Annotated in this window: 20 protein-coding genes; 11 read left to right on the top strand and 9 right to left on the bottom strand. The window is 55.7% G+C overall.

All coding sequences use genetic code 11. The annotated features are described in order from the left end of the window. Positions 1–348 precede the first annotated feature (348 nt). From CXF87_RS16235 to mdoH, 3 genes are all read left to right on the top strand, one after another. Positions 349–2,694, top strand: coding sequence for a putative bifunctional diguanylate cyclase/phosphodiesterase (locus CXF87_RS16235; protein WP_101147343.1), 2,346 nt, complete (start codon positions 349–351; stop codon positions 2,692–2,694). A gap of 357 nt (positions 2,695–3,051) precedes the next feature. Then, the gene (locus CXF87_RS16230) at positions 3,052–4,638 is read left to right on the top strand and encodes a glucan biosynthesis protein G (protein WP_101147342.1); all 1,587 of its coding nucleotides are present in this window, start codon (positions 3,052–3,054) and stop codon (positions 4,636–4,638) included. Beyond that, on the top strand, positions 4,631–7,150 hold the full coding sequence (gene mdoH, locus CXF87_RS16225) for a glucans biosynthesis glucosyltransferase MdoH (RefSeq protein ID WP_101147341.1): 2,520 nt from the start codon (positions 4,631–4,633) through the stop codon (positions 7,148–7,150). Before CXF87_RS16230 ends, mdoH begins: the two co-directional genes overlap by 8 nt. Here mdoH and CXF87_RS16220 read toward each other — a convergent pair. Further along, entirely contained in the window at positions 7,133–8,095 is a 963-nt protein-coding gene (locus CXF87_RS16220; protein WP_101147340.1) for a helix-turn-helix domain-containing protein, read from the bottom strand. The genes mdoH and CXF87_RS16220 overlap by 18 nt on opposite strands. 210 nt (positions 8,096–8,305) lie before the next feature. On the opposite strand from CXF87_RS16220, the gene CXF87_RS16215 reads away from it, so the two are divergent. The 7 genes from CXF87_RS16215 to CXF87_RS16185 all read left to right on the top strand — a co-directional run bounded on the left by CXF87_RS16215 (position 8,306) and on the right by CXF87_RS16185 (position 15,895). Then, positions 8,306–9,721: an ethanolamine ammonia-lyase subunit EutB gene (locus tag CXF87_RS16215; protein ID WP_101147339.1), complete on the top strand. Its 1,416-nt coding sequence runs from the start codon at positions 8,306–8,308 to the stop codon at positions 9,719–9,721. Further along, a complete protein-coding gene (eutC, locus tag CXF87_RS16210; protein ID WP_101147338.1) occupies positions 9,711–10,547 on the top strand; it encodes an ethanolamine ammonia-lyase subunit EutC in 837 nt (278 codons plus the stop codon). Before CXF87_RS16215 ends, eutC begins: the two co-directional genes overlap by 11 nt. 128 nt (positions 10,548–10,675) lie before the next feature. Continuing rightward, the gene (gene eat / locus CXF87_RS16205) at positions 10,676–12,115 is read left to right on the top strand and encodes an ethanolamine permease (protein ID WP_101147337.1); all 1,440 of its coding nucleotides are present in this window, start codon (positions 10,676–10,678) and stop codon (positions 12,113–12,115) included. An 83-nt stretch (positions 12,116–12,198) separates the two neighbouring features. Then, positions 12,199–12,693 (top strand): CIA30 family protein, encoded by a 495-nt coding sequence (locus CXF87_RS16200; RefSeq protein WP_101147336.1) that lies wholly within the window; start codon positions 12,199–12,201, stop codon positions 12,691–12,693. 86 nt (positions 12,694–12,779) lie between these two features. Then, positions 12,780–14,540: a bifunctional isocitrate dehydrogenase kinase/phosphatase gene (aceK, locus tag CXF87_RS16195; protein ID WP_101147335.1), complete on the top strand. Its 1,761-nt coding sequence runs from the start codon at positions 12,780–12,782 to the stop codon at positions 14,538–14,540. A 43-nt stretch (positions 14,541–14,583) separates the two neighbouring features. Further along, positions 14,584–15,297: an SIR2 family NAD-dependent protein deacylase gene (locus CXF87_RS16190; protein WP_035564641.1), complete on the top strand. Its 714-nt coding sequence runs from the start codon at positions 14,584–14,586 to the stop codon at positions 15,295–15,297. Between the two features lie 157 nt (positions 15,298–15,454). Further along, complete coding sequence (locus tag CXF87_RS16185; protein ID WP_198556119.1) at positions 15,455–15,895, top strand: lysozyme inhibitor LprI family protein; 441 nt, start codon at positions 15,455–15,457, stop codon at positions 15,893–15,895. Between the two features lie 119 nt (positions 15,896–16,014). Here the strand turns inward: CXF87_RS16185 and bioA are convergent, their stop codons facing one another. From bioA to bioB, 6 genes are read right to left on the bottom strand one after another with little or no spacing between them, the layout of a single operon-like run. Continuing rightward, entirely contained in the window at positions 16,015–17,286 is a 1,272-nt protein-coding gene (bioA, locus tag CXF87_RS16175; RefSeq protein ID WP_035564639.1) for an adenosylmethionine--8-amino-7-oxononanoate transaminase, read from the bottom strand. Then, positions 17,283–17,972 (bottom strand): dethiobiotin synthase, encoded by a 690-nt coding sequence (bioD, locus tag CXF87_RS16170; RefSeq protein WP_035564637.1) that lies wholly within the window; start codon positions 17,970–17,972, stop codon positions 17,283–17,285. Before bioD ends, bioA begins: the two co-directional genes overlap by 4 nt. Next, positions 17,969–18,751, bottom strand: a complete 783-nt coding sequence (gene bioC, locus CXF87_RS16165; RefSeq protein WP_035564635.1) for a malonyl-ACP O-methyltransferase BioC — start codon at positions 18,749–18,751, stop codon at positions 17,969–17,971. Before bioC ends, bioD begins: the two co-directional genes overlap by 4 nt. Further along, entirely contained in the window at positions 18,748–19,494 is a 747-nt protein-coding gene (locus tag CXF87_RS16160) for an alpha/beta fold hydrolase (protein ID WP_101147334.1), read from the bottom strand. Before CXF87_RS16160 ends, bioC begins: the two co-directional genes overlap by 4 nt. Then, a complete protein-coding gene (gene bioF, locus CXF87_RS16155) occupies positions 19,476–20,639 on the bottom strand; it encodes an 8-amino-7-oxononanoate synthase (RefSeq protein ID WP_101147333.1) in 1,164 nt (387 codons plus the stop codon). Before bioF ends, CXF87_RS16160 begins: the two co-directional genes overlap by 19 nt. Then, entirely contained in the window at positions 20,626–21,705 is a 1,080-nt protein-coding gene (gene bioB / locus CXF87_RS16150) for a biotin synthase BioB (protein ID WP_101147332.1), read from the bottom strand. The genes bioF and bioB overlap by 14 nt, the downstream gene beginning before the upstream one ends. A 179-nt stretch (positions 21,706–21,884) precedes the next feature. Here bioB and CXF87_RS16145 point away from each other — a divergent pair, with 179 nt between their 5' ends. After that, positions 21,885–22,688, top strand: a complete 804-nt coding sequence (locus CXF87_RS16145) for a tRNA-uridine aminocarboxypropyltransferase (protein ID WP_101147331.1) — start codon at positions 21,885–21,887, stop codon at positions 22,686–22,688. A 16-nt stretch (positions 22,689–22,704) separates the two neighbouring features. Here the strand turns inward: CXF87_RS16145 and CXF87_RS16140 are convergent, their stop codons facing one another. Together CXF87_RS16140 and CXF87_RS16135 are read right to left on the bottom strand one after the other, a co-directional pair. Beyond that, positions 22,705–23,982, bottom strand: a complete 1,278-nt coding sequence (locus CXF87_RS16140) for a TraB/GumN family protein (protein WP_101147330.1) — start codon at positions 23,980–23,982, stop codon at positions 22,705–22,707. Between the two features lie 54 nt (positions 23,983–24,036). Then, positions 24,037–25,485: a TrkH family potassium uptake protein gene (locus CXF87_RS16135; RefSeq protein WP_101147329.1), complete on the bottom strand. Its 1,449-nt coding sequence runs from the start codon at positions 25,483–25,485 to the stop codon at positions 24,037–24,039. Positions 25,486–25,521 lie beyond the last annotated feature (36 nt).

The following is a 25,521-nucleotide window of genomic DNA, read 5'->3' as shown; positions in this document are numbered from 1 at the left end:
TGGAGGTAAGGTTAATTGAGTGTTTAAAAAAGAAAAAGCCTAAATGCTCAGGGTAAAGCCTGGAAGTTTGAAACGGGTAGGTTAATGCTGCAAAGGAAAAGAGAGTTATATGTCAATATTTAATAATAAAGTATGAGTTAATTTTTAGTAGTGTTGAGCTTCTAGCTGGAAGGTTTTTAAAGTGAATGGGTGTCAGTGGCTTGATTTTTTAATTAAAGTTTTTGAAGCCTGAGTAGATGCTGGAATATTTTATATGACGGGTATAAGTGATGTTTTTAATAATGCTGTTCAGAAAGAGCTGGCAAGTAGCTTGATTTTGGCACGACTAATCCGAAGGCGTTTAATACCATGTCTCTTACCTCGGCACCAGAAATTTTTCGACAGTTAGCGGATAAGCTATCTTACGTCAGCGAAGAGGGCTTTTTTCACCACCTTGTGAGGTCCTTAGCGGGTATTCTCAAGGTGGATCATGCCGTTGTAGAGCATATCGATAGCCACCGTGAAATGGCGACCACGCTGGCCATGTGGTCACATGAAGCGTTCAGTGAGGGGGCTCCTTATGCTTTGGAAGCCACGCTATGCCAACAAGTAGCTGATCTATCAACATATTTTATTTCCTCTCGGGTTTGCCAGCACTTCCCGAATGATAAGCGGCTAAATTTACTCAACGTTGAAGGGTATTGGGGCATCGCTATCACAGCGCCTGATGGCAGCTTTTTAGGCGTTATTGCGCTGATGCACTCCTCTCCTTTGGTACTACCTATATATGCCGATTACGTATTACGTATTGCTTCCGCGCTAGCAGGGGCTGAACTGGCACGTCAGTTATCGGAAAGCCACACCCAAGAGCGGCTACAGTATAAGAAGCGGGCGCTGCAGCGTATTGGTCGGCAGAATGAAACACTGGTTAATACCATTAATGAACAGCAACGCTTTCAGCAAGCGGTTGTTAGCGTGGCGACTGCGGTCTCAGCAACAAGTGGTGGGGCGTTTCTGCATCAACTAACCGCCCATATGGCGGAGGCGCTGTCTGCCGAAGTGGGCTTTATTGCGTTGTTGGACGAGCAGAATTCAGATTTTTCGCATACCTTAACGCTATATGTAAATGGTCAACTGCAGGATAATTTTGCCTATTATCTGCCTGGGGTTCCCTGCCATAAGGTGATGGTTGAGCAGGAGTGTATCGTTCATGAGGGTGCCGCCATCATGCTGCCTAAGGAGAGCAACGGGGCCCTAAGTTGGGTAAATGGCTATGTAGGACGTCGGCTTGATAACAGTCACGGTCAGCCGATGGGCCTTATGGGCGTCATGTTTAAAAAGCCGCTAGATGAAGTGGATATCGTGCGTAATGTGCTGCAGATATTTGCGGCGCGTGCAGCTTCAGAGCTTGAGCGTCAGCGAGACGAAGTGCGTATACGGCAATTGGCCTTTTGTGATCCTGGCACTCAATTGCCTAATCGGGCCGCTTTTATGCGCCACTTAGAGCGAGTCTTCGCCGATACGAAGACCCCTGAGTTGGCGCTATTGCTGCTTGATCTGAACCATTTTAAAGAGATCAACGATACCGCAGGGCATGATCTGGGCGATTTAGTTCTGAAGGGCGTTGCTAGCAACTTTGCAGCGTCGCTAACGAAGGATGAGTTTTTGGCCCGATTAGGGGGCGATGAGTTTGTCGTCGTTTGCCCTGGAGTCGGAGCGATTGGCGCGTTAGCTGCCGCTCAACGGTTGTGCGATAGCATGGCATACCCGATGCTGGTTGAGGAGCACTCCTTTGAACTCTCAATGGGCATCGGTATTTCGCTTTGTCCCCAGCATGCGGCAACGCCCTTGGAGCTGTTGAAGCATGCTGACATCGCCATGTATCAAGCCAAGCGGCAAAAACTTTCCACCTGTGTATTTGAACCCTGGATGGGGCGCGTCATCTCTGAGCAGTTGAATATCGCCAAGCGCTTAGCGTCCGCTATTGCAGAAAAACAGTTAAGCTTGCACTTTCAGCCTCAGGTGGATTTAAACAGTGGCCAATTAATTGGCGCCGAAGCACTGTGCCGGTGGCATGATGAAGAGCTTGGCGACGTATCTCCGGGTAAATTCATTCCCATTGCCGAAGAGCGTGGGATGATTGTAGCGCTTGGTTATTGGGTGATTGAAGAAGCTTGCCGACAGCTGGCTGAGTGGCGGGCTCAGGGCTATTCAATGCCGGGGCAGCTAGCGATCAATATTGCCGCCCAGCAGTTCGAGGAAGAAAACTTGGTCGCCAACCTGCTCGATAGCTGTGCTAGTTTCAGCATCGAGCCCTCGCAACTTAGCTTGGAAATTACCGAAAGCGGCATCATGGAAAATCCTGAAAAAGCGATCGCCATGACCGAAGTGTTGAAGGGCAAGGGGCTGGGGCTATCTATCGATGATTTTGGCACCGGCTACTCATCGCTTGCCTACCTGAAGCGCTTTGCCGCCGATAAAATAAAAATCGATATCTCGTTCGTCCGCGATATGCTCACTAGCGACAATGACCGTGTGATCGTGGCGACGATTATCGCCATGGCGAACACGCTAGGGCTTGAAACCATTGCCGAAGGTATTGAAAGCAAAGATCAAATCGCCGCCTTGCTTTCACTTGGCTGCAACCAAGGGCAAGGTTACTACTTTGACCGACCTCTGGTCACCGATCAGTTTGTTCAGCGCTGGCTCTGCTAATCTAACAGGTAGAGATAGGTTAAGTATTGGCGAAGGGTTTTCGTAAAACTACGGCTTGTAATAGACCACCCGCTTAATGTAGCGCCTCTCCACGCGGTTCAACATACTGAGTAAGTTCTAATTTTTTGCCTCAGTCCTTTCAAAAAGCTCGGTCAGTCAGGGTGCCAAGTAGTCTAGACTCATGCTATACCTAAAATGTAATCTAATCTTTACATGCGCGCATGGTGTGTATGTTGGCGATGGCGAGCAATAGCAAAAGGACGCAATTAGCTGATCGAATGGTCTCTCACGTATGTCGATTCGGCAAATAAGCGTATTTGAATTCAGTCAAAGGATTGTACAGGAGGATTACGCTAAATGAGTGGATCGACCCCACAGAGTAAATTTTCACGCCGTAACGATTTTTTTTCTCTAGCCGTTCTAGGTGGGCTGCTGATTGGAAGCATTCCTGTTGAGGCTTTTGCGTTTGGCTTTGATGATGTCGTTAAAAAAGCAGAGGAACTCGCGCAGCAGGGCTACCGCGCCCCGGAAACATCGTTGCCCAATGAGCTGCGCGAACTCAGCTTTGCAGAGTATGCGCAAATACAGTACAAGCGAGATCGCGACGTTTGGAGCGGTAGAGGCGCACCTTTCACCCTGAGTTTTATCCATGAAGGGATGCATTATGACAGCGCCATCCAATTAAACAGCATTGATCAGGACGGTGAGGTGCATGGCTTTGCTTATAACCCAGATGACTTCACTTACGGTGATTTAGGTATCTCCGACGAAGCGAAAAATAGCGATGGCGTTGGTATTGCTGGTGTCAGGATCAACCATGCGCTCAAGGAAGGAAATCGCAATGAGGAGGTGATGGTCTTTCTGGGGGCAAGCTATTTTCGCGCAATTGGCAGAGGGCAGGTTTATGGTCTTTCAGGGCGCGGCCTGGCTGTTGATACAGGGTTGCCCTCAGGCGAAGAGTTCCCTCGCTTTAGCGAAATGTGGATCATCGAGCCTAGCCTAGAAAGTCAGTACTTGACGATTTTCGCCCTGCTTGACTCGCCTAGCGTTACCGGTGCCTACCGCTTCGTGTTACGCCCCGGAGAAGACACCTTAGTAGACGTACAGTCGCGGCTATATTTGCGCCGGGCGGTCGAGAAATTGGGGATAGCACCACTCACCAGTATGTACCTTTACGGCCCAGAACAGCCCTCTTCGACACAACACTATATCCCGGCAATCCATGACTCTAATGGCCTATTAATCAATGATGCGCAGAATGGGTGGGCATGGCGCCCGCTAGCCAATCCAGCCCGATTGATGATGAATCGACACGCAACGCCTCAGTTACGCGGGTATGGACTGATGCAACGTGGTCACAATTTTAGCGATTATCAGGACATTGCCGCACGTTATGATCTGCGCCCAAGCGCCTGGGTTGAGCCACAAAACGAATGGGGGGCCGGTAGCGTTGAGTTGATCCAGATTCCCACCGACAACGAGACCAACGACAACATCGTATCAATGTGGTTGGCTGACGAAACGCATGATCCTGAAACACCGCTGGCGTTCGATTACCGTATTACGTTTACAACCGATGAAAGCCGTCACCTTGATCCTCAGCTTGCGTGGGTTGAAGAAACACGTCGCTCACGGGGAGAAGTGATACGCGATAATCTGGTGCGTGAGCCTGACGGTACGCTCGCTTTCGTCCTCGATTTTATCGGGCCCTCGCTTTCCGGCATCCCCAGCGATGCCAATATGAGCGTAGAGGCCAGCGTTGGCGATAATGGCGAATTAGCCAATAGTCGCGTTGTGCATAATCCAGCGACCAACGGTTGGCGTGTGTTTGTTAACGTGAAGCGCGATAATGGCAACCAGCCTTTGGATATCAGGGCCAAGCTAGTACTCGAGGGCAAGCAAATGTCCGAGACTTGGTATTACAGGCTGCCCGCTAATGGCTGAGACAATGTCCTCTTCCCAGGCAACGCCAACGGATCTGTATTTAGAACGATTGGCATTGGAGACCCGGGATCGTAAGGAGCGCTACTCGTTATTAGTCGGTGACCTTGATAAACAGGATATGGCTTCGCTACATGCTGCGTTGGGTGGAGATAGCGAGGGTGAAGGTGATTGGCAGAATAAAAATAGTGATGATCCAGCGGCCTTATCAGTGGGACGACGCTTGGCGCTTGCCTATGCAGAGCCGCCGTTAGCGCCGCCAGAGGTATTGTCAACGGATGCATCTGGCATTACGCGTCTACGCACTGCGCCACCGATGAAACGCACGCCGTTGGCCCCCCAGAAGTGGTCGACCAATCCTTTCATAAATATTGGTCGACGTTTCAAGCGCTGGGCTAACGGGGATTTTCGAAAGCGCAGAAGAGAGTCACCCTCCGCGTCCTGGAAGTGGGTCGCCAGAAGGCGTCGTTGGATTTTGCTGGTGCTGATTTTTGGTCAAAGTATCATTGCCGCCAATCAGATGCGCACTGTACTCCCCGGCCAAGGCCTGCAGTGGCTTGAGATCACTATCCTATCGTTGTTTGTGCTGCTATTCGCCTGGGTATCGGCCGGGTTTTGGACGGCCTTGATGGGGTTTTTCCAGCTATTACGCCGCCATGACCGTTACGCCATTGATAGCGAGGTGGGTGACGAGCCGATTGATGATGAGGCGCGCACAGCGTTGCTGGTGCCCATATGTAACGAGGACGTTGCCAGGGTATTTGCCGGCGTGCGCGCCACCCTGGAGTCTTTGCGCAGCACGGGTAATGATCGGCATTTTGACATCTTCATCCTGAGCGATACGTCTGATCCCGATATTGCCATTCAAGAAACCTACGCCTGGCTGGTGTTGTGCCGTGACCTGAATGCTTTCGGCCAAGTTTACTATCGCCGTCGGCAGCGCCGTGTCAAACGCAAAAGCGGTAACCTTGACGATTTTTGCCGTCGCTGGGGGGCGCTCTATCGTTATATGGTGGTGCTGGATGCCGATAGTGTCATGAGCGGCAAATGCCTGACCCGACTGGTGCAAATGATGGAGGTGCACTCCAGGGTCGGCATTATCCAAACAGCACCACGCGCTTCGGGGCGCCTAAATCTGTACGCCCGCATGCAGCAGTTTGCGACGCGGGTTTACGGGCCGCTATTTACCGCCGGGCTCCATTTTTGGCAACTGGGCGAGTCGCACTACTGGGGCCATAACGCGATCATTCGTCTGGCCCCGTTTATGCAGCACTGCATACTGGCGCCGCTGCCCGGTAAAGGCTCCATGTCGGGGGAGATTTTATCCCATGACTTTGTCGAGGCGGCGCTGATGCGACGTGCGGGTTGGGGGGTGTGGATTGCCTATAAACTGGAAGGCAGCTATGAGGAAATGCCGCCTAATTTGCTGGATGAGCTCAATCGCGACAGGCGCTGGTGTCACGGAAATTTGATGAACTTCCGGCTGTTTTTCTCACAAGGTATTCATCCGGTACACCGTGCCGTCTTCCTGACCGGTTTAATGTCTTATCTGTCAGCGCCGCTATGGTGCCTTTTTTTAATTCTTTCCACCGCACTTCTAGCCGTGCATAGCTTTAGCACGCCCGACTACTTTCCCGAGCCGGGGATGCTGTTTCCTGTTTGGCCGCAATGGAATCCCACCTTAGCGGTGGGCTTGTTCGGCGTGACGGCATTACTGCTGTTCTTGCCCAAGTTGCTAAGCGTATTGCTGGTATGGATAAAAGGTAGCCGCCACTATGGCGGGCCGCTCAAGGTATTGACGAGCATGGTGCTCGAGTCGCTATTCTCGATGTTGTTAGCGCCGGTAAGAATGCTGTTTCATACCCGGTTTGTACTCACGTCAGTAATGGGGTGGGCGGTGCAATGGCGCTCACCATCGCGGGAAAATAGCGATACGACATGGGGGGATGCCATCCGAGCTCATTGGACACAGACTCTCATTGGAGCTGTGTGGGCAGCGGGTGTTTACGTTATGGAGCCTACCTTTCTTTGGTGGCTCTCGCCCATCGTCGTCGCTTTGATGCTGTCTATCCCGGTATCGGCACTGTCGAGCCGTGTCTCGTTAGGGCGGTTCTGCTTTCAAAAGCGGCTTTTCCGGATTCCTGAAGAAACGCAGCCACCACGGGTGCTGCGACGCATGGTGAGTTTGCTTGCCCAGATGAACACCGGGATGTCGGCACCCTCTTTTGTCCGAGTGGTGGTAGAGCCCGTGCCTAATGCGTTGGCGACGGCTTTAGGCACATCACGGCACACCGATGTCGAGCCCATACGCCAGCGCCGAGCCGAGCGGGTTTCTCGCGCCGTGTTGATGGGGCCAGCGGGGATGAGTCGATTGGAACGATTGGATTTTCTAGATGATCCAGTGATGATATCTCAATTGCACTATCACCTATGGGTCGATAGTAAGGCGCATCACAGTTGGTTTGAATTGGGTCTGCCAGGGCGTGAATCCACGGATCTACCGACCTTTAGCTAAGCTTACTTTTGGGTTAAGCGTATGTGACGGACACTCACCAAACTGCTGCTTATAGTCGTGGGCGAATTGGCCCAGATGCCAGAAGCCCCAGTAAGTGGCTATTTCCGTTACCGACTGTTCGGGTGATGCGGCTCGCAGCGCCCGACGGACACGATTGAGCCGCGTTAAACGTAAATACTGCAGCGGACTAATGCCCAAAATGGCCGTAAAGCTGTACTGCAGCGTGCGCCGACTAACATGGGTCAACTGGCACAGTTCATCCATGGTGACCGGGCCATCCATATGCTCGTCCACGTAGCGCTTCACCCGGTCAACCACTTCCTTGCGGTGCGCGTAGCTGGGGGGCAGCTCTGCACTAGGCTGTTCGGCTTGCAGGAGTTCAAGCAGCGCCATCAGCAGAATGTCTTGATGTATATGGCTGGCAATTGCCAGCGTTTGGCTAGTCAGCAGGCGCTCGATAAGAAACGCGACGGCATTGAGCGTTTCGGTCGCCGCTTGCCGACGGGGCATGACGTGCCAGCCTGTATCTAAGCTCATCCCCTGCCGCTTGGCCGCCTCTGCTAACGCTGGCAATTGAATCACCAGCCCATAGATGTCGAATCCTTCCGGCGTCACCAATTCAAAATCCCGCCCACCGGGGCGGCACATGACGTCGCCCTCGCTAAGCGCTTGGCCATTGATCCGCGTGCCATGTCGCGTCGTGGGGATGCCGATCCATAGCGAGTTTGGCCATACCCGACACTGCTGGCGTAGCGCTTGTCCGGTGTGCTCCTTGAAAACTTGCATCGTTTCTAATGCCACTTCATCCAGGCGACCATAGAAGCTGCCAGGGCTGAGCTGGTCGTACTCCTGCTGCCAGCGCGTCAGGTTTTGCGCGTGCTCATCGGCATCGAACGCTTCCTGAACGCATCTTTTTGGTGCAAATGCGTTGTCGAGCGTGGTCATGGGGCTCTCCTTGTGGCGTTATATGCATTCAATATTGCTGGACTAACGTCCTAACTTTATGTATTTATTTAAATTTATTAAATATTCTTGGGTTTGCCAAAACTCGATACTCCCTCTCTAGTGATAGCGCTATGGTGGAAACAAGCAAGTTTCGTACCTCAACGCGCAGCCAGCGCGATGTAAAGCAGTCATGACAAAAAGGACCGCTCTATGGCGCAGACCTATCACACCACGGTGGGAAGCCGCAGCTATCGCTTTGCAAGCCTGGCAGAGTTGATGGCCAAAGCCACACCGCCTCGTTCCGGCGACCGCTTGGCCGGGGTAATGGCGGAGAGCGCTGAAGAGCGCGTGGTCGCTCAAATGGTACTCGCCGACCTCCCGCTTACCACTTTTTTGAATGAGGCCCTGATTCCTTACGAAGAGGATGAGATTACCCGGCTGATTATTGACGATCATGACGCCGACGCCTTCGCTCCCCTACGTCACCTCACCGTCGGCGACTTTCGTAACTGGCTCTTATCCGATCACGCAACTAGTGACGTATTAACAGAAGTAAAAGCGGGAATTACCCCCGAAATGGCCGCCGCCGTCAGCAAGCTGATGCGCAATCAGGATTTGATTCTGGTGGCTAAAAAGTGCCGGGTCACCACCGCTTTTCGCAATACGATTGGCCTGCCGGGGCGGCTCTCGACACGCCTTCAGCCCAACCATCCCACCGATGATGTAACCGGTATTGCGGCCAGTATTTTAGATGGCCTGCTCTATGGCAGCGGCGATGCAGTCATTGGCATCAACCCCGCGACAGATAACGTCGCCCAGAGCGTCAAGCTGATGCGCCTGATGGATGAGGTAATTCAGAAGTATCAAATTCCCACCCAAGCCTGCGTGCTTACCCACGTAACGAACACCTTGGAGGCGATCGAGCAGGGCGCCCCGGTGGATCTGGTCTTTCAGTCGATCGGCGGCACCGAAGCCACCAACCGCAGCTTTGGCTTTGATTTGGGTACTCTCGCCGAAGCCGAAGCTGCGGCGCAGTCGCTCAATCGCGGCACGGTGGGCCGCAACGTGATGTATTTCGAAACCGGCCAGGGCAGCTCGCTCTCCGCCGATGCCCACCACGGGCTCGACCAGCAAACCTGCGAAGCCCGCGCTTACGCGGTAGCGCGTAAGTTCAATCCGCTGCTGGTCAATACCGTGGTGGGCTTTATCGGCCCCGAGTACCTGTTCGACGGCAAGGAGATCACCCGTGCGGGCCTTGAAGACCACTTCTGCGGCAAGCTGTTAGGCGTCCCCATGGGCTGCGATGTCTGCTACACCAACCACGCCGAAGCCGATCAAAACGATATGGATAACCTGCTGACGCTGCTGGGCGTGGCGGGCTGCAATTTCATTATGGGCATTCCCGGCTCCGACGACATTATGCTCAATTACCAGACGACTTCCTTCCACGATGCCCTCTACGCACGGCGAGTCCTGGGGCTCAAGGCCGCGCCCGAATTTGAACGCTGGCTCGAAGAGATGCAGATTTTCCAGGATGTCAGCACCCACCGGCTCAATGACCAGCTTCCCGCCGCCTTTGCCAACAGCCTGCGCCACCTGCCCAAGGAGCCGCGACATGTCACATAAACCCTCATCCCCCATCGTAGTGGAAAACCCTTGGGAGCGGCTAAATGCCTTTACCGATGCGCGCATTGGTCTGGGGCGCGCTGGGGTTAGCCTGCCGACCAGCAAACTGCTGGCATTTCAGTTAGCCCATGCCCAAGCCCAGGATGCGGTTCACTGTCCGCTGGATGTGGAAACGCTCTCCAACGAGCTGACCCAAGCCCTCAATTTGACTGAGGCGCCGCTTCGCCTACACAGCCACGCTCAAGACCGCGCCATGTATCTGCAACGACCCGACTATGGCCGTCGCCTTAACGACGAGACCCGAGAGCAGTTGCAGCAAGCGGCTACTTCTCAGCAACGCTATGACCTTGCGGTGGTTGTGGTCGATGGGCTTTCCGCGCTGGCCGTGCAGCAAAACAGCGCGCCCTTTCTTAGCACGCTTTATCAGATGTTGAGCAGTGACGCCGCCGATTGGCAGCTAGCGCCGTTAACGATTGTTGAGCAGGGGCGGGTGGCCATTGGCGATGAGATTGGAGGGCTGCTCAATGCTGACGCCGTGCTGGTGATGATCGGCGAACGACCAGGGCTAAGCTCGCCAGATAGCTTAGGGCTGTATATGACCTGGGCACCGGAACCGGGGCTTAAGGATGACCGGCGCAACTGCATTTCCAACGTGCGCCCGGCGGGTTTGCAAATAGAGGAGGCCGCTAGACGCTTTTTTCTACTCTTAAAAGAGGCCCGCCAGCTCAAATTGTCTGGCGTTAAGTTGAAAGACCGCAGCGAAGACGATGTGTTGGAAGGCGAATCAGCATCAGGCTCGACGCGTAACTTCCTGGTGGCGGATTAGCTTCGCCCCAAAAACGACACCTATAACAACGATCAAACAACAACAGTCACATAACAAAATGGAACAGCGTTAGTAAACAACAGCACGCCGCTGACGACGATTTCGTTCCACACTGAAAGGGCAAAACGATGACACAACCATCGATTGATCAGGTGTATTTGGCAAAACGCCAACTACGCAAAGGCACCGCTGGCTGGATACTGCTAGCAGGGCTTGGGGTTTCCTACGTCATTTCCGGTGACTTCGCCGGGTGGAACTTTGGCATCGCTGAAGCGGGCTGGGGTGGCTTTGCGATTGCCGCCTGTTTGATGGCGCTGATGTACTTGGCTTTGGTGCTGTCGCTCGCGGAAATGTCAGCGGCACTTCCCGCAGCAGGCGGTGGCTATAGCTTTGCCCGCCAGGCAATGGGGCCTGCCGGTGGTTACTTAACCGGGTTGGCGGTATTGATCGAGTACGCCTTGGCCCCAGCGGCGATTGTGATCTTTATCGGTGCCGCGGTAGAGGCGTTAATCGGTATTGACGGCCCGCTGGTGTACCTGATTTTCTACGCCGTGTTTATTGGCATTCATTTGGCAGGCGTGGGGGAAGCGCTCAAGGTCATGATGGTGATTAGTGGCCTAGCGGTGTTCGCCATTCTGGCGACCGCTGTCGCGCTGATAGGCAGTTTCGATGCTGCCAACCTGTTTGATATTGCGCCCACTGATGCGGCGGGCGCCAGCACCTTTATGCCGTTTGGCTGGTACGGCGTTTGGGCGGCGCTGCCGTTTGGTATGTGGCTGTTCCTGGCAGTGGAAGGTGTACCGCTGGCGTCGGAAGAGGCTAAAGACCCCGCCCGAGATATGCCCAAAGGCATTATCGCGGCGATGCTGTTTCTGCTCTTCACTGCACTGTTAGTCGTGGTGCTGCTGGCCGGTGCGGCGGGTGCCGAAATGATTGGCCAAAGCGGCGTGCCATTAGTAGATGCGTTGAACGAGGCGGGCAACCCGACCCTGGCCACGCTGGTTAACGTGCTGGGCTTGGCTGGGCTAATTGCCTCGTTCTTTTCGATTATTTACGGCTACAGCCGATTGGTATTTGCGCTCTCACGGGCGGGCTATTTGCCTAAGCGCTTATCGCTGACTAGCGGGCGTAAGGTGCCTTATTTGGCGTTGATCGTACCGGGCGTATTTGGCTTTTTAGTCTCACTCAGCGGTGAAGGCGACTTAATGCTGGGGATGGCCGTGGTCGGAGCAACCATTTCCTACGCACTGATGGCACTGAGCCACATTATGCTGCGTGTGCAGCAGCCTGATCTGCCTCGCCCGTATAAAACCCCTGGCGGTGTTGTCACATCAGGCATTGCGCTGGTGCTTTCCCTGGTCGCGCTCACCGGGGTATACGCCTTCGACCCACGTGCCTTTAACTACACCATTGTGCTGTTCATTGTTGGCGCAGCCTACTTCTTCCTCTATAGCAAGAATCATCTCGTTGCGAAAACCGCCGAGGAGGAGTTTGCGCTAGTGGTCACATCACCTGAAGAGCTGGATAGCCAGGATTCAGAACCAGCGGTCACGACGGCGAAGCTATAATTTGCAAGGTTAATCACCTAGGCTGAACGAGCCTCTTTGCCCTGCGGCAAAGAGGCTTTTTTAGCTAATGAGAAGGAGTAATCATGGCGTTGACATTTGATAACCCAAACGAGCAGCAGCGCTGGTACGCGGTTGACGATGGCGTAATGGGCGGTGTTTCTCAGAGCACATTTAGCGTTACTGACAACGAAGGGCGCTTTCATGGCGAGGTGTCGCTGGAAAACGGCGGGGGCTTTGCCTCGGTTCGCCGCGAGCCCAACGGTTTTGAACCAACCCTGGCGGATGCCTGGGGAATAGCGCTGACAGTGCGGGGCGATGGGCGTACCTATCAGTTGCGCCTGAAAAGCACCTCCCTTGGCAATGCCTCAGCGTACCGAGTGAAATTTACGCCTGCTCAGGATAGCTGGGAAACGCTGCACTTCCCCTGGAGCGTCTTTGAGGCGGTGCGGCGTGGCACGCTGCTCAACGATGCCCCCGCAGTCACGCCCAGCGAGATTCACCAGCTCGGCTTTTTAATTGCGGATCGAACGGCAGGGCCTTTCCGTTTGCAGGTCAGCCGCATTGAATCTGTTCGCTAACGGAGCACGGGTATCCACCAAGGTCGTCTCGCATGTAGTTTACCGTTAGGCAACGCTACTAGCGTAAATCCACAGGAGTACGGCCCGTGAAGCACGCACCTGCATACCGCTTAGCGACGACGATTTTGCATGGCTTCGATGAGTACCGTGCGCGTTTTAAAGAGATTACTGCCGATGCCAGCCGTCGTTTCCGTGACGCGGCGTGGCGCGAAACGCAGCAAGCCTCCGCGGAGCGGATCAATCTATATAAGGAGAAAATCGACGTTACCCTGGGGCGCTTAAAGCGCACTTTCGATCCCGAAGTGGTATCCCACTGCGAGTGCTGGCGAGAGGCGCGCAACCACTACGCTGAGCTGATCAGCCTCCGACTCGATTATGAACTCGCTGAAACCTTTTTTAACTCGCTGTTCTGTGCGATTTTCCATCATCGCCATATTCGCAACGACTGGATGTTTGTGTATAGCTCCCGGGAGGATGCCGCCCACCGCTCGGGAATTGACTTATGCCGTCGCAAACAGGTTAACGGCGACTGGCAAGCTGCGCTCAAATGGGCGCTTATCGATGCTCCCTTCGAAAATCGCTTTGCGGAGATAGACCAGGATACCCACCTCGGCGCCACCTTCTTACAGCAGCACTTACCCTCGGCGATGTTGGACGACGATGATACTGAAATCGAGCTGCTGAATAGCGTCTTTTATCGCAATAAAGGGGCTTATCTGGTGGGACGGATTATCGGCGGCGGTGAGCAGGTGCCACTGGTGCTACCGGTACTCCACGGCGAGGGTTTTGGTGAGCAGGCAGGAGGCGATGCCAGCCTGAGCCTGGATACGGTATTGATCGAAACTGACGAGGTGTCGATTATCTTCTCCTTCACCCGCGCTTACTTTCAGGTGGAGGTGGCGGTACCCAGGGAGTTTGTCGATTATCTTCAGCAGTTGATGCCGCATAAGCCAGAAGGTGAGCTCTATGCCTCAATCGGCTTCTTCAAACATGGTAAAACCGAACTTTTCCGGGCGCTGAATCGTCAGGTCGCCAAGCGGGAGGAACAGTTTATTATTGCCCCTGGCGTGCGTGGCATGGTGATGGCGGTGTTTGTGCTGCCCAGTTTTCGAACCGTGTTTAAGATCATTAAAGATAAATTCGACCCGGCCAAAGACGTGACCCACGCCGTGGTGCGCGAAAAGTATCGACTAGTAAAGCGCCATGACCGAGTAGGGCGTATGGCCGATACGCAAGAGTTCTCCAATTTTATTGTCCGTCAGGATCATTTTGCGCCGGAGTGTCTGGAGCACTTACTGGAAGTGGCGCCCTCAACCGTTGTGTTGAAAGGCGATAAGGTGATTATCAAACATTGCTATACCGAGCGCATGATGACACCGCTGAATATCTATCTGGAGCAGTGCAGCGACCAAGAGAAGGAGATGGTGCTTAAGGATTACGGCAATGCCATTAAGCAAATGGCTGCGGCGAATATTTTTCCCGGCGATATGCTGCTGAAAAATTTTGGCGTGACACGCCATGGAAGGGTGATTTTCTACGACTACGATGAAGTCTGCTACCTCACCGAGTGTCGTTTTCGGCATATGCCCAAATCCCAGGGCAATGACTTCCAGGGGGGGGATACGTTGTCCATCGGTCCTAACGATATTTTTCCAGAGGAGTTTGGCCCTTTCATGTTCGCTAATAAGGCGCTGCGCGATATGTTCATGGCGCAGCACCCCGAGCTATTTGATCCGGAATACTGGCTGGAACTGCAGCAGGCCATCATCGATGGGCGCGTCATCGATGTTTATCCTTACCGTAACAAGCAGCGTTTTGCGGGCAGCATCGGGCAGCTAGTATATTAGTGTTTGACTTAAGAAAAAGTGGAACATAAACGACGAGGTAAACATGGCAGCAAGCCCGCATTTGGTGGTATTAACCGGCTCGGGGATTAGCGCCGAGAGCGGGATTAAAACCTTTCGCGCCAGCGACGGCCTGTGGGAAAACCACCCGGTCGAGGATGTGGCTACCCCCCAGGCGTGGCAGCGCAATCCGCAGCAGGTGTTGGATTTCTATAATCAGCGCCGCGAGCAGATCCGTCGTGCCAAGCCCAACGCCGCCCATAAAGCGCTGGCTGCTCTGGAGCAAGGCGGCTTTAGCGTCAGTATCATTACCCAGAATATCGATGACCTGCACGAGCGAGCAGGCTCCCGACACGTGCTGCACCTGCACGGTGAGATTTTAAAAGCACGCTCTTCCATCGATGAGCGTATGCGCTACCCGCTGCCCAAAGGGGGGATTGAGCTGGGGAATGTCTGCGATAAAGGCAGCCAGCTGCGTCCCGATGTGGTCTGGTTTGGAGAGTCGGTGCCGCTGTTTGAAGATGCCTGTGAACTTGTTAGCCAGGCTGATTTTCTGCTGGTCGTGGGCACGTCGCTGGCGGTCATGCCTGCCGCTTCGCTGCTCTCTTACATTGACTACGACACACCCTGCGCGCTGGTCGACCCTGAGGCGGATATGCTCAGCCCGCCGGGTGTGCTGGCAATCAATACCACCGCTGGAGAAGGCGTTCCGGCGTTGGTAAATCGCTGGAAGCAGCAGGGTAATTTGCTGTTGTCTTAAAAATTCGAGACCGGCTCGGCACAGCCTTCTGCGAGGGCGCTTCAATCAGGGCGGTGGCGCCGAGCACGCAAATATAAAGGGAAAAAAGCACGTGAAGAGCGCAATCTGTAGCATTGTTATCGTGATGGCTTGGACGGGCGGTGTTGCCGCGCAGGATATGACTTATTCGAACGAGGCAACGCAGTCCTGCCTTGCTGACGCATCGGGTGACGCTCGGCTGGCCTGCGTTGGTGAATCCGCTAATGCCTGCATGGCTGACACAGAGGGCGGTTCCACGACCGTCGTTATGGGGGGTTGTCTAGATCGGGAACGGCAGTTTTGGGACGACAGGTTAAACACCGCTTACAGCGACCTGATGGCGATGTACGCCTCAGCTGACGCTGAGGCAGAGGATGACAGTTGGAACACACCGGCACAGGCGCCAACGCTGAAGGCTATGCAACGGGCCTGGATCGGCTACCGCGATGCCCGCTGCGATTTCGAGCGGGCGAAATGGGGTGGCGGCACCGGCGGTAGCCCTGCAACCGCGCAATGTCTGATGCGGGTCACGGCAGAACAGACACTGGTGCTGATCGACGGTCAGGACGGACTGCAGTGATACGCGCCGCGAACGAGGCCCGCCGTGTGTGCTGGCAATCAATGCCACTGGCGGAGAAGACGTTCCGGCGCTAGTGAATCGTTGGAAGCAGCAGGGTAATTTGCTGCTTTCCTGAGCCATTACGACTCAAGAAACCATGCTTTCATCACGCTGGTAATCTGAGTGATTTCCGCTTCCGAGGTGATGTAGGCGGGCATGGTGTAGAGCCAGCGGTCAATGGGGCGCAGCCATACGCCGCGCTCGCGGGCGAAGTCGCCTACGCCTTTTAGCGCCTCGGCGGAGTGCGCTTCGATCACGGCGGTGGCGCCAAGGACTCGAACGTCAGCCACGGCCGGATGTGCATTCAGCGCTTGGTCTTCAAGTAGCTCATGCTGCAACTGCTGGCTGAGCTTGGCAATTTTGCCCAGGTAATTCTCTTCCTCGAAGACGCGCAGGCTTTCCAGCGCCACGCGGCAGGCCAGCGGGTTGCCCATAAAGGTAGGCCCGTGCATAAAGGCGTGCTGGGGAGTATCGCCGACAAAGGCGTCGTGGACGCGATCTGTGGCGAGCGTCGCAGCGTGGCCTAAATAGCCGCCGGTCAAGCCTTTGGAAAGCACCATGATATCCGGCGTGACCCCCGCGTGATTGGCAGCAAACAGTTTGCCGGTGCGGCCAAAGCCGGTGGCGACTTCGTCAAAAATCAACAGCACCCCAAACTCATCGCACAGTTCCCTGGCGCCAGTGACATAGTCCGGCGAGGTCATATTAAGCCCGCCAGCAGCTTGTAAAAGCGGCTCCATTAGTAGGGCGGCGATCTCCTCATGGTGGCGCTCAAGTACGCTGCGCAGGGCGCCAAGATCGTGTTCAACCTGTTCAGCGCTAGCATTAAAAGGAGCCGTAGGTGCCGGGGCGAAATGGTGTTGGGGGAGTAGGCTGGCGAACAGACTGTGCATGCCTTCTTCCGGGTCGCACACTGCCATGCAGCCGGTGGTGTCACCGTGGTAGGCCTTCATCAACGAGAGCATCTTTTGCTTGCCGGGGTTGCCGGTGAGTACCTGGTACTGGAGGGCCATTTTCATCGCCACTTCCATGCCTACCGAGCCGCTGTCCGAATAGAAAACGTGGTTCAGCCCGGCGGGGGTAATGCGCACCAGCTCGCGCGCCAACTGGTCGGCGGGGTCGTGGGTTAAGCCGCCAAGCATCACATGGCACAGCTCACCTGCCTGCTCGCGAATGGCCGCCACCAGGCGCGGGTGGCCATAGCCGTGAATCATGCACCACCAGGAGCAGGTGGCATCCAATAAGCGTTCGCCGCTCTCGAGCACAAAGTGAGTACCGTCACCGCCCACCACCTTGGGCGCGGGCGTTTGGGTTTTTAAGTGGGCATAAGGATGCCAAACCGGCGTGTTCATAACGGCTCCAGGGAGAGATAGGGGGCGGCAGTTGCGGCGTCGGGGGCATCAAGATGGGGAATAATGCCTAAACAGGGCGCCGCGAGTTTGGCGTTTAGATGGGCGATATTGGCCTCAAAGCGGGCTGTGTCAGCCGCAAAAGCGGGATCAACTACGCTGCCCGCCCATCCTGCTACTACCAAGCCGTCGGCGCGAATGGCTTCTGCTGTTAAGCGGGCATGGTTTAAGCAGCCCAGCTTTAGGCCAACCACCAGAATCACCGGCAGCTCAAGCGCTATCGCCAGGTCGGCGAAATCTTCCTGCGCGTTTAACGGTACGCGCCAGCCACCGGCGCCTTCAATCAGGGTGATATCTCTGGGTGTTTGGCTAAGCGTTTCGCGCAACAAGCTAACGATAGCGCTAACCTCAAGCGGCTGGCCCGTCTCTAGCGCGGCAAGATGGGGCGCAATAGCGGGGGCAAAGGCGATGGGATTCACCTTGACGTAGTCGACCGGCGGCACGCTTTGATGCTGAAGGGCGAGGGCATCGCTATTTTGCAGGCCTTCAGGCGTCGCTTGGCTGCCTGAGGCGATGGGTTTTAAGCCCAGCGTGCTCAACTGCTGTTGGCGGGCGGCATAGAGCAATCCACTGGTCACTAGGGTTTTACCCGCATCGGTATCGGTGCCCGTCACAAACCAGACGTTCATAGCGATTTTTCCAAGTGCAGCGTTAAGCAGTGGTAGCTCACGGGTAGGCCTTCCGGCTGGCGGAGTTGTTCAAAGCGCGCTTGTGCGGCGGCGACGTCATTTCGGCTAAGGCTGGCCTGTGGCCGGGCAATCTGAGCGCCGACACCTTTGATAGACGCCATTACCGCCTTCAAGTCAGGGTAACTGAAGCGCTCAACGCTGGCCGCCTGACGGGTGATGGTTAAGCCGCTTTCGCCGATGGCCCTCTCGACACTGGCGCGATCAGGCATTTGCAGCAGCGCCTCGGGGCGCTGCCAGGCAAAGGCAATCTCCTCCAGGGTGCCGGGCAGCAGCGTGGTGATATGCGCCTCCCCGCCGGGTGTGAGAACCCGGTAAAGCTCCTCCATCACCGCGCCAATATTGCGACACCACTGCACCGCCAAGTTGGAAAACACTAGATCAAAGGTGTGCTTACCAAACGGCAGGGCCACAGCGTCACCCGGTTGCCAGTGGATACTTTCACTATAGCGCTGACGTGCCTGTTCGAGCATGCCGGGGGCGATATCGAGCCCCGTTACGCGGGCTTGGGGGTAACGTTCAGCCAACTGCTGAGTCCAGTAGCCGGTACCGCACCCCATATCCAACACGTTAAAAGCGCTTGGAGGTAACGAATCCCAAAGCATTTCGCCTATTTGGCGCTGGGCAGTGGCGAGTACATCATAGCGGGGCGCAGCCCGGGAAAAGGCGTGGGCGACCCGTGCTTGCCAGTTAACCTCGCTGTTCAGCGTTAGGTCGCTCATAAAACCGCCGTGCTGACGTTAGTCATCTGGGTAGCATGACGGATAATCGCGGCGGCGAGCACCTGGGGCTGCGAGAGCATCGGGCAGTGGCCGACACCGCTTAGGGGTTCGCTTATGCGGCGCTGGGCGGGGCTGATGAATGGGTCATGCTCGCCAGTGAGGTGTACTACCGGGCAAGGGGAGGCTGCTAGCCTTGAGCGATTATCAATCGACGCCAGCCAGTGCAGGCCGGCAGCTAAGGAGGTGATATCGGCGGGCGGTGTATCGCCCAGCAGGTCCTGCAGTTGCCGGTAAGCCTGCCGGGGGCTAGGCTCCCCTTGTGTCTGCCAGCGCAAAAAGTGTTGCCAGGTTGCGGTGGGGTCGCGTTGAAAGGCGCGCTGAAAGGCACTCAGCTCGGCACTAGTGACGCCCCCTTTGGCACTGACCTCGTCTTTGACACAGAATGCATCCCCCGCACCGAGCAGGATCAGGCCCCGTGGTGGGGGGAGATATGCCAGTAGCGCCGTAGCCAGTAGCCCACCCAATGACCAGCCGACCCAAACCGCATCGCTGGCTAACGACTCGGCCATAGCCTCGGCCAGCTCTTCCAGCGTCGCGTTGGCCTCAAGTGAGGGCGTATCGCCGTAGCCGGGCCACTCTACTGTCTGGGCAGCTAGACAGGTGGGCCAGTGCGCCTCGAGCGGCTGCCAAATCCGCTGGTCGATTCCCCAGCCGGAGAGCAGGATTAAGCGCAGGGGCTGCATAACGCCTCTTGGTGCTGGCAGTGGTGGAGCGCGGCTAACAGTTGATCAATATCGTCGTGCTGGTGGCGCGCACTTAAAGTCACACGCAGACGGGACTCACCCTTGGGCACCGTTGGCGGTCTAATCGCCCCCACCTGTATGCCCTTTTGCTGGAGCTGTAACGCCCAGCTTAGGGTGCGCGCTTCGTCCCCCAGGATCAGCGGCTGAATGGGGGTGGTCGAATCGCTGAGAGGTAGTCCCAAGTGCAGCGCCTCATGGCGAAAGTAAGCGATATTAGTGTTTAGCTGGGCGCGGAGTCCCTGTTCACTCTGAACGATCTCCAGCGCTTTTAACGTCGCGGCGGCGATGGCCGGAGGCTGGGCGGTGGTGTAGATATAGCTGCGTGAAAACTGAATCAGGTGATCGATTAACTCGGCATTGCCAGCAACAAATGCCCCTGCGGTACCTAACGCTTTGCCTAACGTGCCGACAAGAATCGGCACGTCCGTACTACTCCAGGCGCTGCCCACGCAGCCGCTGCCATTGTCGCCTAGCACGCCTACCCCGTGGGCATCATCGATCATCAGCCAGGCGCTGTGCTGCCGACTGACTTCGACCAGCGTGGCAATGTCGGCGATATCGCCATCCATACTGAAAACGCCATCGCTGACCACGAGCTTATGCGCGCACTCACTGCGCGCCAGCAGGCTTTCCAGATCAATAGCATCGCGGTGATGAAAGCGACGCGAGCGGGCACCGCTTAACGCGGCGCCATCGATTAGCGATGCGTGGTTGAGGCGATCCTGGAAAATAGCGGTATGGCGATCAGCCAGCGCTTGCAGCACGCCGAGATTGGCCATATAGCCGGTAGAAAACAGCAGCGCACGTTCGCGGCCTGTCCAGCGCGCTAACGCTTCTTCCAAGGCGTCGTGAATCTCCAGATGACCGCTGACCAAATGCGAAGCGCCTGCACCTGCACCGTAACGGTGAGCGCCCGCCGCCTGGGCCTCGCTAACGCGCGGGTCTTGAGCGAGGCCTAAGTAGTCATTACCCGCAAAGTCGAGGGTATTGCTTTTGGCTACCTGACGAATTCGCCAACGCTCCGTCTGTTGACGATGAGCGCGGGCGTCGGCCAGGCGCTGTTGCCACGCTTCAGACACTGGCATCTACCGCCAGCTCGGCAACGCGTTCGGCGTGCACCTGCTGCTGTGCCTGTTGGGCAAGGCGTGCCGCTTGGATATCTTCGCTTTCGCAGGTCTCGCGCTTCTCAGGGTGCAGGCCCAGCTTGGCAAACAGCGCGCGGTCACGATCCACCTGGGGGTTGCCGGTGGTCAGCAGTTTGTCGCCGTAGAAGATCGAGTTGGCGCCTGCCAAAAACGCCAGCGCCTGGGTCGATTCGTTCATCTGCTCACGGCCAGCGGAGAGCCGCACATGGCTTTGCGGCATCATGATGCGGGCGACCGCAATGGCGCGGATGAACTCGATCGGGTCTAAATCCTCGACGTTTTCCAGCGGCGTGCCGGGCACTTTCACCAGCATATTGATAGGTACGGACTCCGGATGTGGCGACAGCTTAGCCAGTTGTTGCAGCAGGGCGCTACGATCCTTGGCATCCTCACCCATACCCAGAATGCCGCCGGAGCACACTTTCATGCCTGCATCGCGCACGTTGGAGAGGGTTTCCAGCCGGTCGCTGTAGGTGCGGGTGGTTATGATTTCGCCGTAGAACTCCGGCGAGGTATCCAGGTTGTGGTTGTAGTAATCGAGTCCTGCCGTGGCCAGTCGGCTGGCCTGTTCGCCGTCGACCATCCCCAGCGTCATGCAGGTCTCCAGGCCCACGGCTTTTACCTGACGAACCATCTCTTCGACCAGCAGTAGATCCTTATCGCGAGGGCTGCGCCAGGCGGCGCCCATGCAAAAGCGACTGGCGCCTGCCTCTTTCGCGGCCTTGGCTTGTTCGACCACCTTTTCAATCTCCAGCAGCTTCTCTTTCTCCAGCTGGGTGTTGTAGTGGCCGGACTGGGGGCAGTACTTGCAGTCTTCCGGGCAGGCGCCGGTCTTGATCGATAGCAGGGTAGAGACCTGCACCGCGTTAGCATCGAAGTGGGCACGGTGAACCTGCTGGGCTTGAAACAGCAGATCATTGAACGGCAGCGCGAAAAGCGCGTTGATCTCTTCTAGCGTCCAGTCGTGGCGTTGTTCATGAAGGAACTGTTCGTGATGCACGGTCATCTGTAAACCTTATTATCTGTATTAGTTGACGAGACTTTAGCGGCGTTGCGCTTTGGGTGTCAACGTTGAGATATTTTTAGGTTTACGGTGGTGTTGGAAATATTCGTCAAAGGACGCCGTGCTCATTTATACTCTGCGCCCTTTTTCACTCTTAGTTTCCCCCACTCTTTGGAGCGCGGATGTCTGCTTTTAAAAGCTCTGCTGATGAGAGTGCTTTGAACGATCACTCTATTGATCATGACACCGTAAATCATTACTCAGCTGCTGAGCATCCGCGCCCGCCCAGGCGTGAATTCAAAGCGCGCGGCAGTTTTGTCACGCGCTGTGAAGGGTGCAATTTACCGGTGCTTAATTGTTTGTGCCCCTATCAAGTGAAGGCGGAAAGCGTCGCTCAGGTGTGGCTGTTAACGCATTCGATCGAGCACTACAAACCGACAAATACCGGTCGCTTGATTGGTGATGTGCTTAACGAGACGCGAATCTTTACCTGGTACCGTACGGCGCCGGATGCACAGCTGTCAGCGCTGTTGAAAGACCCTCGCTATGCTCCCTTTGTGATTTTTCCCGATGACCAGCCCGACTACGCGGATCGGGTGGTGGGTATCGAAGCGGTGCATGCGGCGAAAGCGCAGACGCGCATTCCGGTATTTATCATTCTGGATGGCACCTGGCGTCAGGCGCGGCGCATGTTCCGTAAAAGCGCCTATCTGGATGCATTGCCTGTGCTGCCATTGAGAACCGAGCGGGAGACGCGTTATCGGCTGCGCAAACCGGCGTCAAAATCGCACCTTTGTACTGCGGAAGTGGCGATTGAGCTGCTGCGTCAGGGCGGAGATACGGTCGCTGCGGATGTGCTGGATGATTACTTTGAGGTGTTTAACGATAGCTACGCGGCGAGCCGACTGCATCACAAAATCGACTCGCCGACCGCGGCGATGCGGCGCCTGTTAGCCAAACAAGAAGCAGCGCCCATAGAGGAATGAGCGCTGTGAGGGCGTTTTACGCGTTGCCAAACAGGGCGCCGGCGATTCTGAACCCGGCTACCCAGGTGCCCACCGCAGAGCCTAGTGTGGCGAGAATAAACACCAGCAGGGTGCGCGATACGCGGTTTTGCCACCAGCCTTTTAATTGCGTCACATCGTGGCGCAGCGATGAAAAATCGCGCACTTTGGGTTTGCGCATATAGAGCTCAACCCCAGCGGCGACAAAGCCAGCGCCAATCGTTGGGTTCAACGAGGTCAGCGGCGCGGCAAAGAAAGTCGCAATCACGGTCACCGGGTGCGCCAGGGCAATGATGGTCGCCCCACCAGAGAGAATGCCGTTAATCAAGAACCACTCAAGTACCAGCTGCCAGCCAAGGTCAGTATTGCGCGAAAAACCAATCGCAAAGCCGGTGAGTACCAACGCGGTAATCAGCCAAGGCAGAGCTTTCCACAGTTTGGACGGCGGCGGAGTGGCCTCCAACGATTCGCGCTCTATTTTCGGGTCGGCGGGCAGTGGTGCTTCCAAGTGTTCGCCGGTGCCTTTTAAGTGGCCTGCACCAATCACCACCAGCACGTGCTGGTAGCGCCCTGGCGGCGCCTCTTCGGCTAACCGTAGCGCCATGTAGCGGTCGCGCTCGCGAATCAGCGGCGTATAGAGCGCTTCGGATTCGGCGGCAAACTCGCTGAAGGTGGCTTCCAGCATGTCGCCTTCTTTGAGTTTTTCGATGTCCTCTTTAGAGACATCCTGACGCGAGAGCACGCTGCCGATAAGCCCTGAAAATAGCGAAAAGCGCTGCCACCAGGGCACGTTGCGGTAGATGCGCTTTAGCGTCACGCCTACATCGCGGTCGACCAGCAGCAGTGGCAGCTTGAGACGACTGGCTTCTTCAACGGCAGCGCGCATTTCGGCCCCAGGCTGAATGCCGGATTGGTCAGCAATACGCTGTTGAAAAGCGCCAAGCGCTAAGCTCGCCGCGACCATGCCCGCTTTGCCTTCCCTGAATACTTGAAACAGGTCCTGCTCGCCCATGGCGTCTGGGTTCGACATGCTGTGGTGACGAGCATCGCAGAGTTCGATGGCCACCGCATCAAAGGCGCCGCTATCTATCAGTTTGCGCACATCGTCGGCACTTTCTGCCGACACATGGGCCGTACCCAACAGCGTGTAGCGGGTTTCACCGATAGTGAACGTTGTTAATGGCCCACTGGTGGCCGGGAGTGCGGCCGGCATTTCCGCCTGCGGCCCAGTCTTTTGGTGAGGCGTGTCTTGATGGGACGTTTCTTCGTGGGACATTAATGGCTCTCAAGATCAATAAGGGGTCTGAAGTGCATGTCTGATATGCAGGGCTTAACGCCGCCAAAAAGCGGGGGTAAACAGCACTAGAACCGTGAAAATTTCCAGTCGCCCGAGCAGCATGGCGAGTACCAGAATCCATTTTGCTAGCGTGGGCATCTCACCATAGTGGGTACTTGCTTCACCCAGCGCTGGGCCTAGGTTGTTGAGCGCTGACCCCACAGTGGACCAAGCCGTTACCTGGTCAACCCCAGTCGCCATCACCCCGACCAACATGATAAAGAACAGCAACATGTAAACCGAAAAGAACCCCCATACCGCTTGGGCAATGCTGTCGGGCACGCTGACTTTGCCCACTTTGACCGCAATCACCGCATTGGGGTGGATCAGCCGCATAATCTCGCGCATGCCCTGTTTAAGGATCAAGATAATCCGAATGACCTTCATGCCGCCACCGGTAGAACCGGAGCAGCCACCGACGAACGCCGCGACAAACAGCAGAAAGGGTAGGGCGCCAGGCCACATGGAGAAGTCGGCGACACTATAACCCGCCGTGGTGGCGACCGAGACGACTTGGAAAACCCCGTGGCGTAGCCCGCGCAGTGTGTCATAGGTATTGGTTAACAACAGCGACAACACGGTGATTACAGACAAGGCGAGCAGAAACAGCATCAAAAAACGTGCTTCAGGGTCGTGAAAGTAGTGCAACAGGCTTTTTTCCCGCCAGGCGATAAAGTGCAGGCTAAAGCTGAAGGCAGAAATAAGCATGAAGGCGATGCAGATCATTTCAATCGTGGCGCTATCAAAATAGCCGATACTGGCGTCATAGGTAGAAAACCCGCCGTTGGCGACGGTCGAAAAGCTATGACTTAACGCATCGAACCAGCTCATGCCCGCCAACATATAGGCGATCATGCAGGCGAGGGTAAGCGTGGCGTAGATATACCACAGTGCCTTGGCGGTTTCGGTAATACGTGGGGTGAGCTTGGAGTCTTTCAGCGGCCCCGGTATTTCGGTGCGATAAAGTGCCATGCCACCAACCCCTAGAGTGGGCAAAATGGCGACGGCCAATACGACGATCCCCATGCCGCCCAGCCACTGGAGCTGCTGGCGGTAGTAGAGAATCGATTCGGGTAAAAAGTCGATGCCGGTAATCACGGTAGCGCCGGTAGTGGTTAAACCGGAGAACGATTCAAATACCGCATCGGTAATATTCAGTGAGCCTTCGCCAAACAGCATTAGCGGCAGCGAGCCAAATAGCGCCAGCACCGTCCAGAACATTGCGGCGATAATAAAACCATCGCGGATACGCAGCTCTTTTTGCGCGCGGCGGTTAGGCAGGTAAAGCAGCAATCCGGTCACCACCGAAATTGCAATGCCGCTAATAAAGGCACTCCATACGCCGTCGCGAAACCAGAGTGAAATCAGCGTTGGAGGAAGCATGGTCAGGCTGAATAGCATCAGCAACAGCCCTAAAATGCGCAAAATAACCCGCAGACTCATGGTTGTCGCATGCTCCTGTTATTGGCTGCCAGCGGC

Source organism: Halomonas sp. MES3-P3E (assembly GCF_002836035.1).
GTDB classification, from domain to species: Bacteria; Pseudomonadota; Gammaproteobacteria; order Pseudomonadales; family Halomonadaceae; genus Vreelandella; species Vreelandella arctica.
The sequence above is the reverse complement of the archived record's forward strand: the minus strand, read 5'-3'. Positions and strand labels throughout refer to the sequence as shown.

Bases quoted from the DNA above. Each gene is read 5' to 3' on its own strand.
- CXF87_RS16200 (WP_101147336.1), top strand. From the start codon at position 12,199: ATGGCGTTGACATTTGATAACCCAAACGAGCAGCAGCGCTGGTACGCG.
- CXF87_RS16215 (WP_101147339.1), top strand. From the start codon at position 8,306: ATGGCGCAGACCTATCACACCACGGTGGGAAGCCGCAGCTATCGCTTT.
- bioB (WP_101147332.1), bottom strand. From the start codon at position 21,705: ATGACCGTGCATCACGAACAGTTCCTTCATGAACAACGCCACGACTGG.
- CXF87_RS16140 (WP_101147330.1), bottom strand. From the start codon at position 23,982: ATGTCCCACGAAGAAACGTCCCATCAAGACACGCCTCACCAAAAGACT.
- bioD (WP_035564637.1), bottom strand. From the start codon at position 17,972: ATGAACGTCTGGTTTGTGACGGGCACCGATACCGATGCGGGTAAAACC.
- CXF87_RS16185 (WP_198556119.1), top strand. From the start codon at position 15,455: ATGACTTATTCGAACGAGGCAACGCAGTCCTGCCTTGCTGACGCATCG.
- CXF87_RS16160 (WP_101147334.1), bottom strand. From the start codon at position 19,494: ATGCAGCCCCTGCGCTTAATCCTGCTCTCCGGCTGGGGAATCGACCAG.
- CXF87_RS16220 (WP_101147340.1), bottom strand. From the start codon at position 8,095: ATGACCACGCTCGACAACGCATTTGCACCAAAAAGATGCGTTCAGGAA.
- bioF (WP_101147333.1), bottom strand. From the start codon at position 20,639: ATGCCAGTGTCTGAAGCGTGGCAACAGCGCCTGGCCGACGCCCGCGCT.
- CXF87_RS16230 (WP_101147342.1), top strand. From the start codon at position 3,052: ATGAGTGGATCGACCCCACAGAGTAAATTTTCACGCCGTAACGATTTT.
- CXF87_RS16190 (WP_035564641.1), top strand. From the start codon at position 14,584: ATGGCAGCAAGCCCGCATTTGGTGGTATTAACCGGCTCGGGGATTAGC.
- bioA (WP_035564639.1), bottom strand. From the start codon at position 17,286: ATGAACACGCCGGTTTGGCATCCTTATGCCCACTTAAAAACCCAAACG.
- eutC (WP_101147338.1), top strand. From the start codon at position 9,711: ATGTCACATAAACCCTCATCCCCCATCGTAGTGGAAAACCCTTGGGAG.
- CXF87_RS16135 (WP_101147329.1), bottom strand. From the start codon at position 25,485: ATGAGTCTGCGGGTTATTTTGCGCATTTTAGGGCTGTTGCTGATGCTA.
- bioC (WP_035564635.1), bottom strand. From the start codon at position 18,751: ATGAGCGACCTAACGCTGAACAGCGAGGTTAACTGGCAAGCACGGGTC.
- CXF87_RS16145 (WP_101147331.1), top strand. From the start codon at position 21,885: ATGTCTGCTTTTAAAAGCTCTGCTGATGAGAGTGCTTTGAACGATCAC.
- CXF87_RS16235 (WP_101147343.1), top strand. From the start codon at position 349: ATGTCTCTTACCTCGGCACCAGAAATTTTTCGACAGTTAGCGGATAAG.
- eat (WP_101147337.1), top strand. From the start codon at position 10,676: ATGACACAACCATCGATTGATCAGGTGTATTTGGCAAAACGCCAACTA.
- mdoH (WP_101147341.1), top strand. From the start codon at position 4,631: ATGGCTGAGACAATGTCCTCTTCCCAGGCAACGCCAACGGATCTGTAT.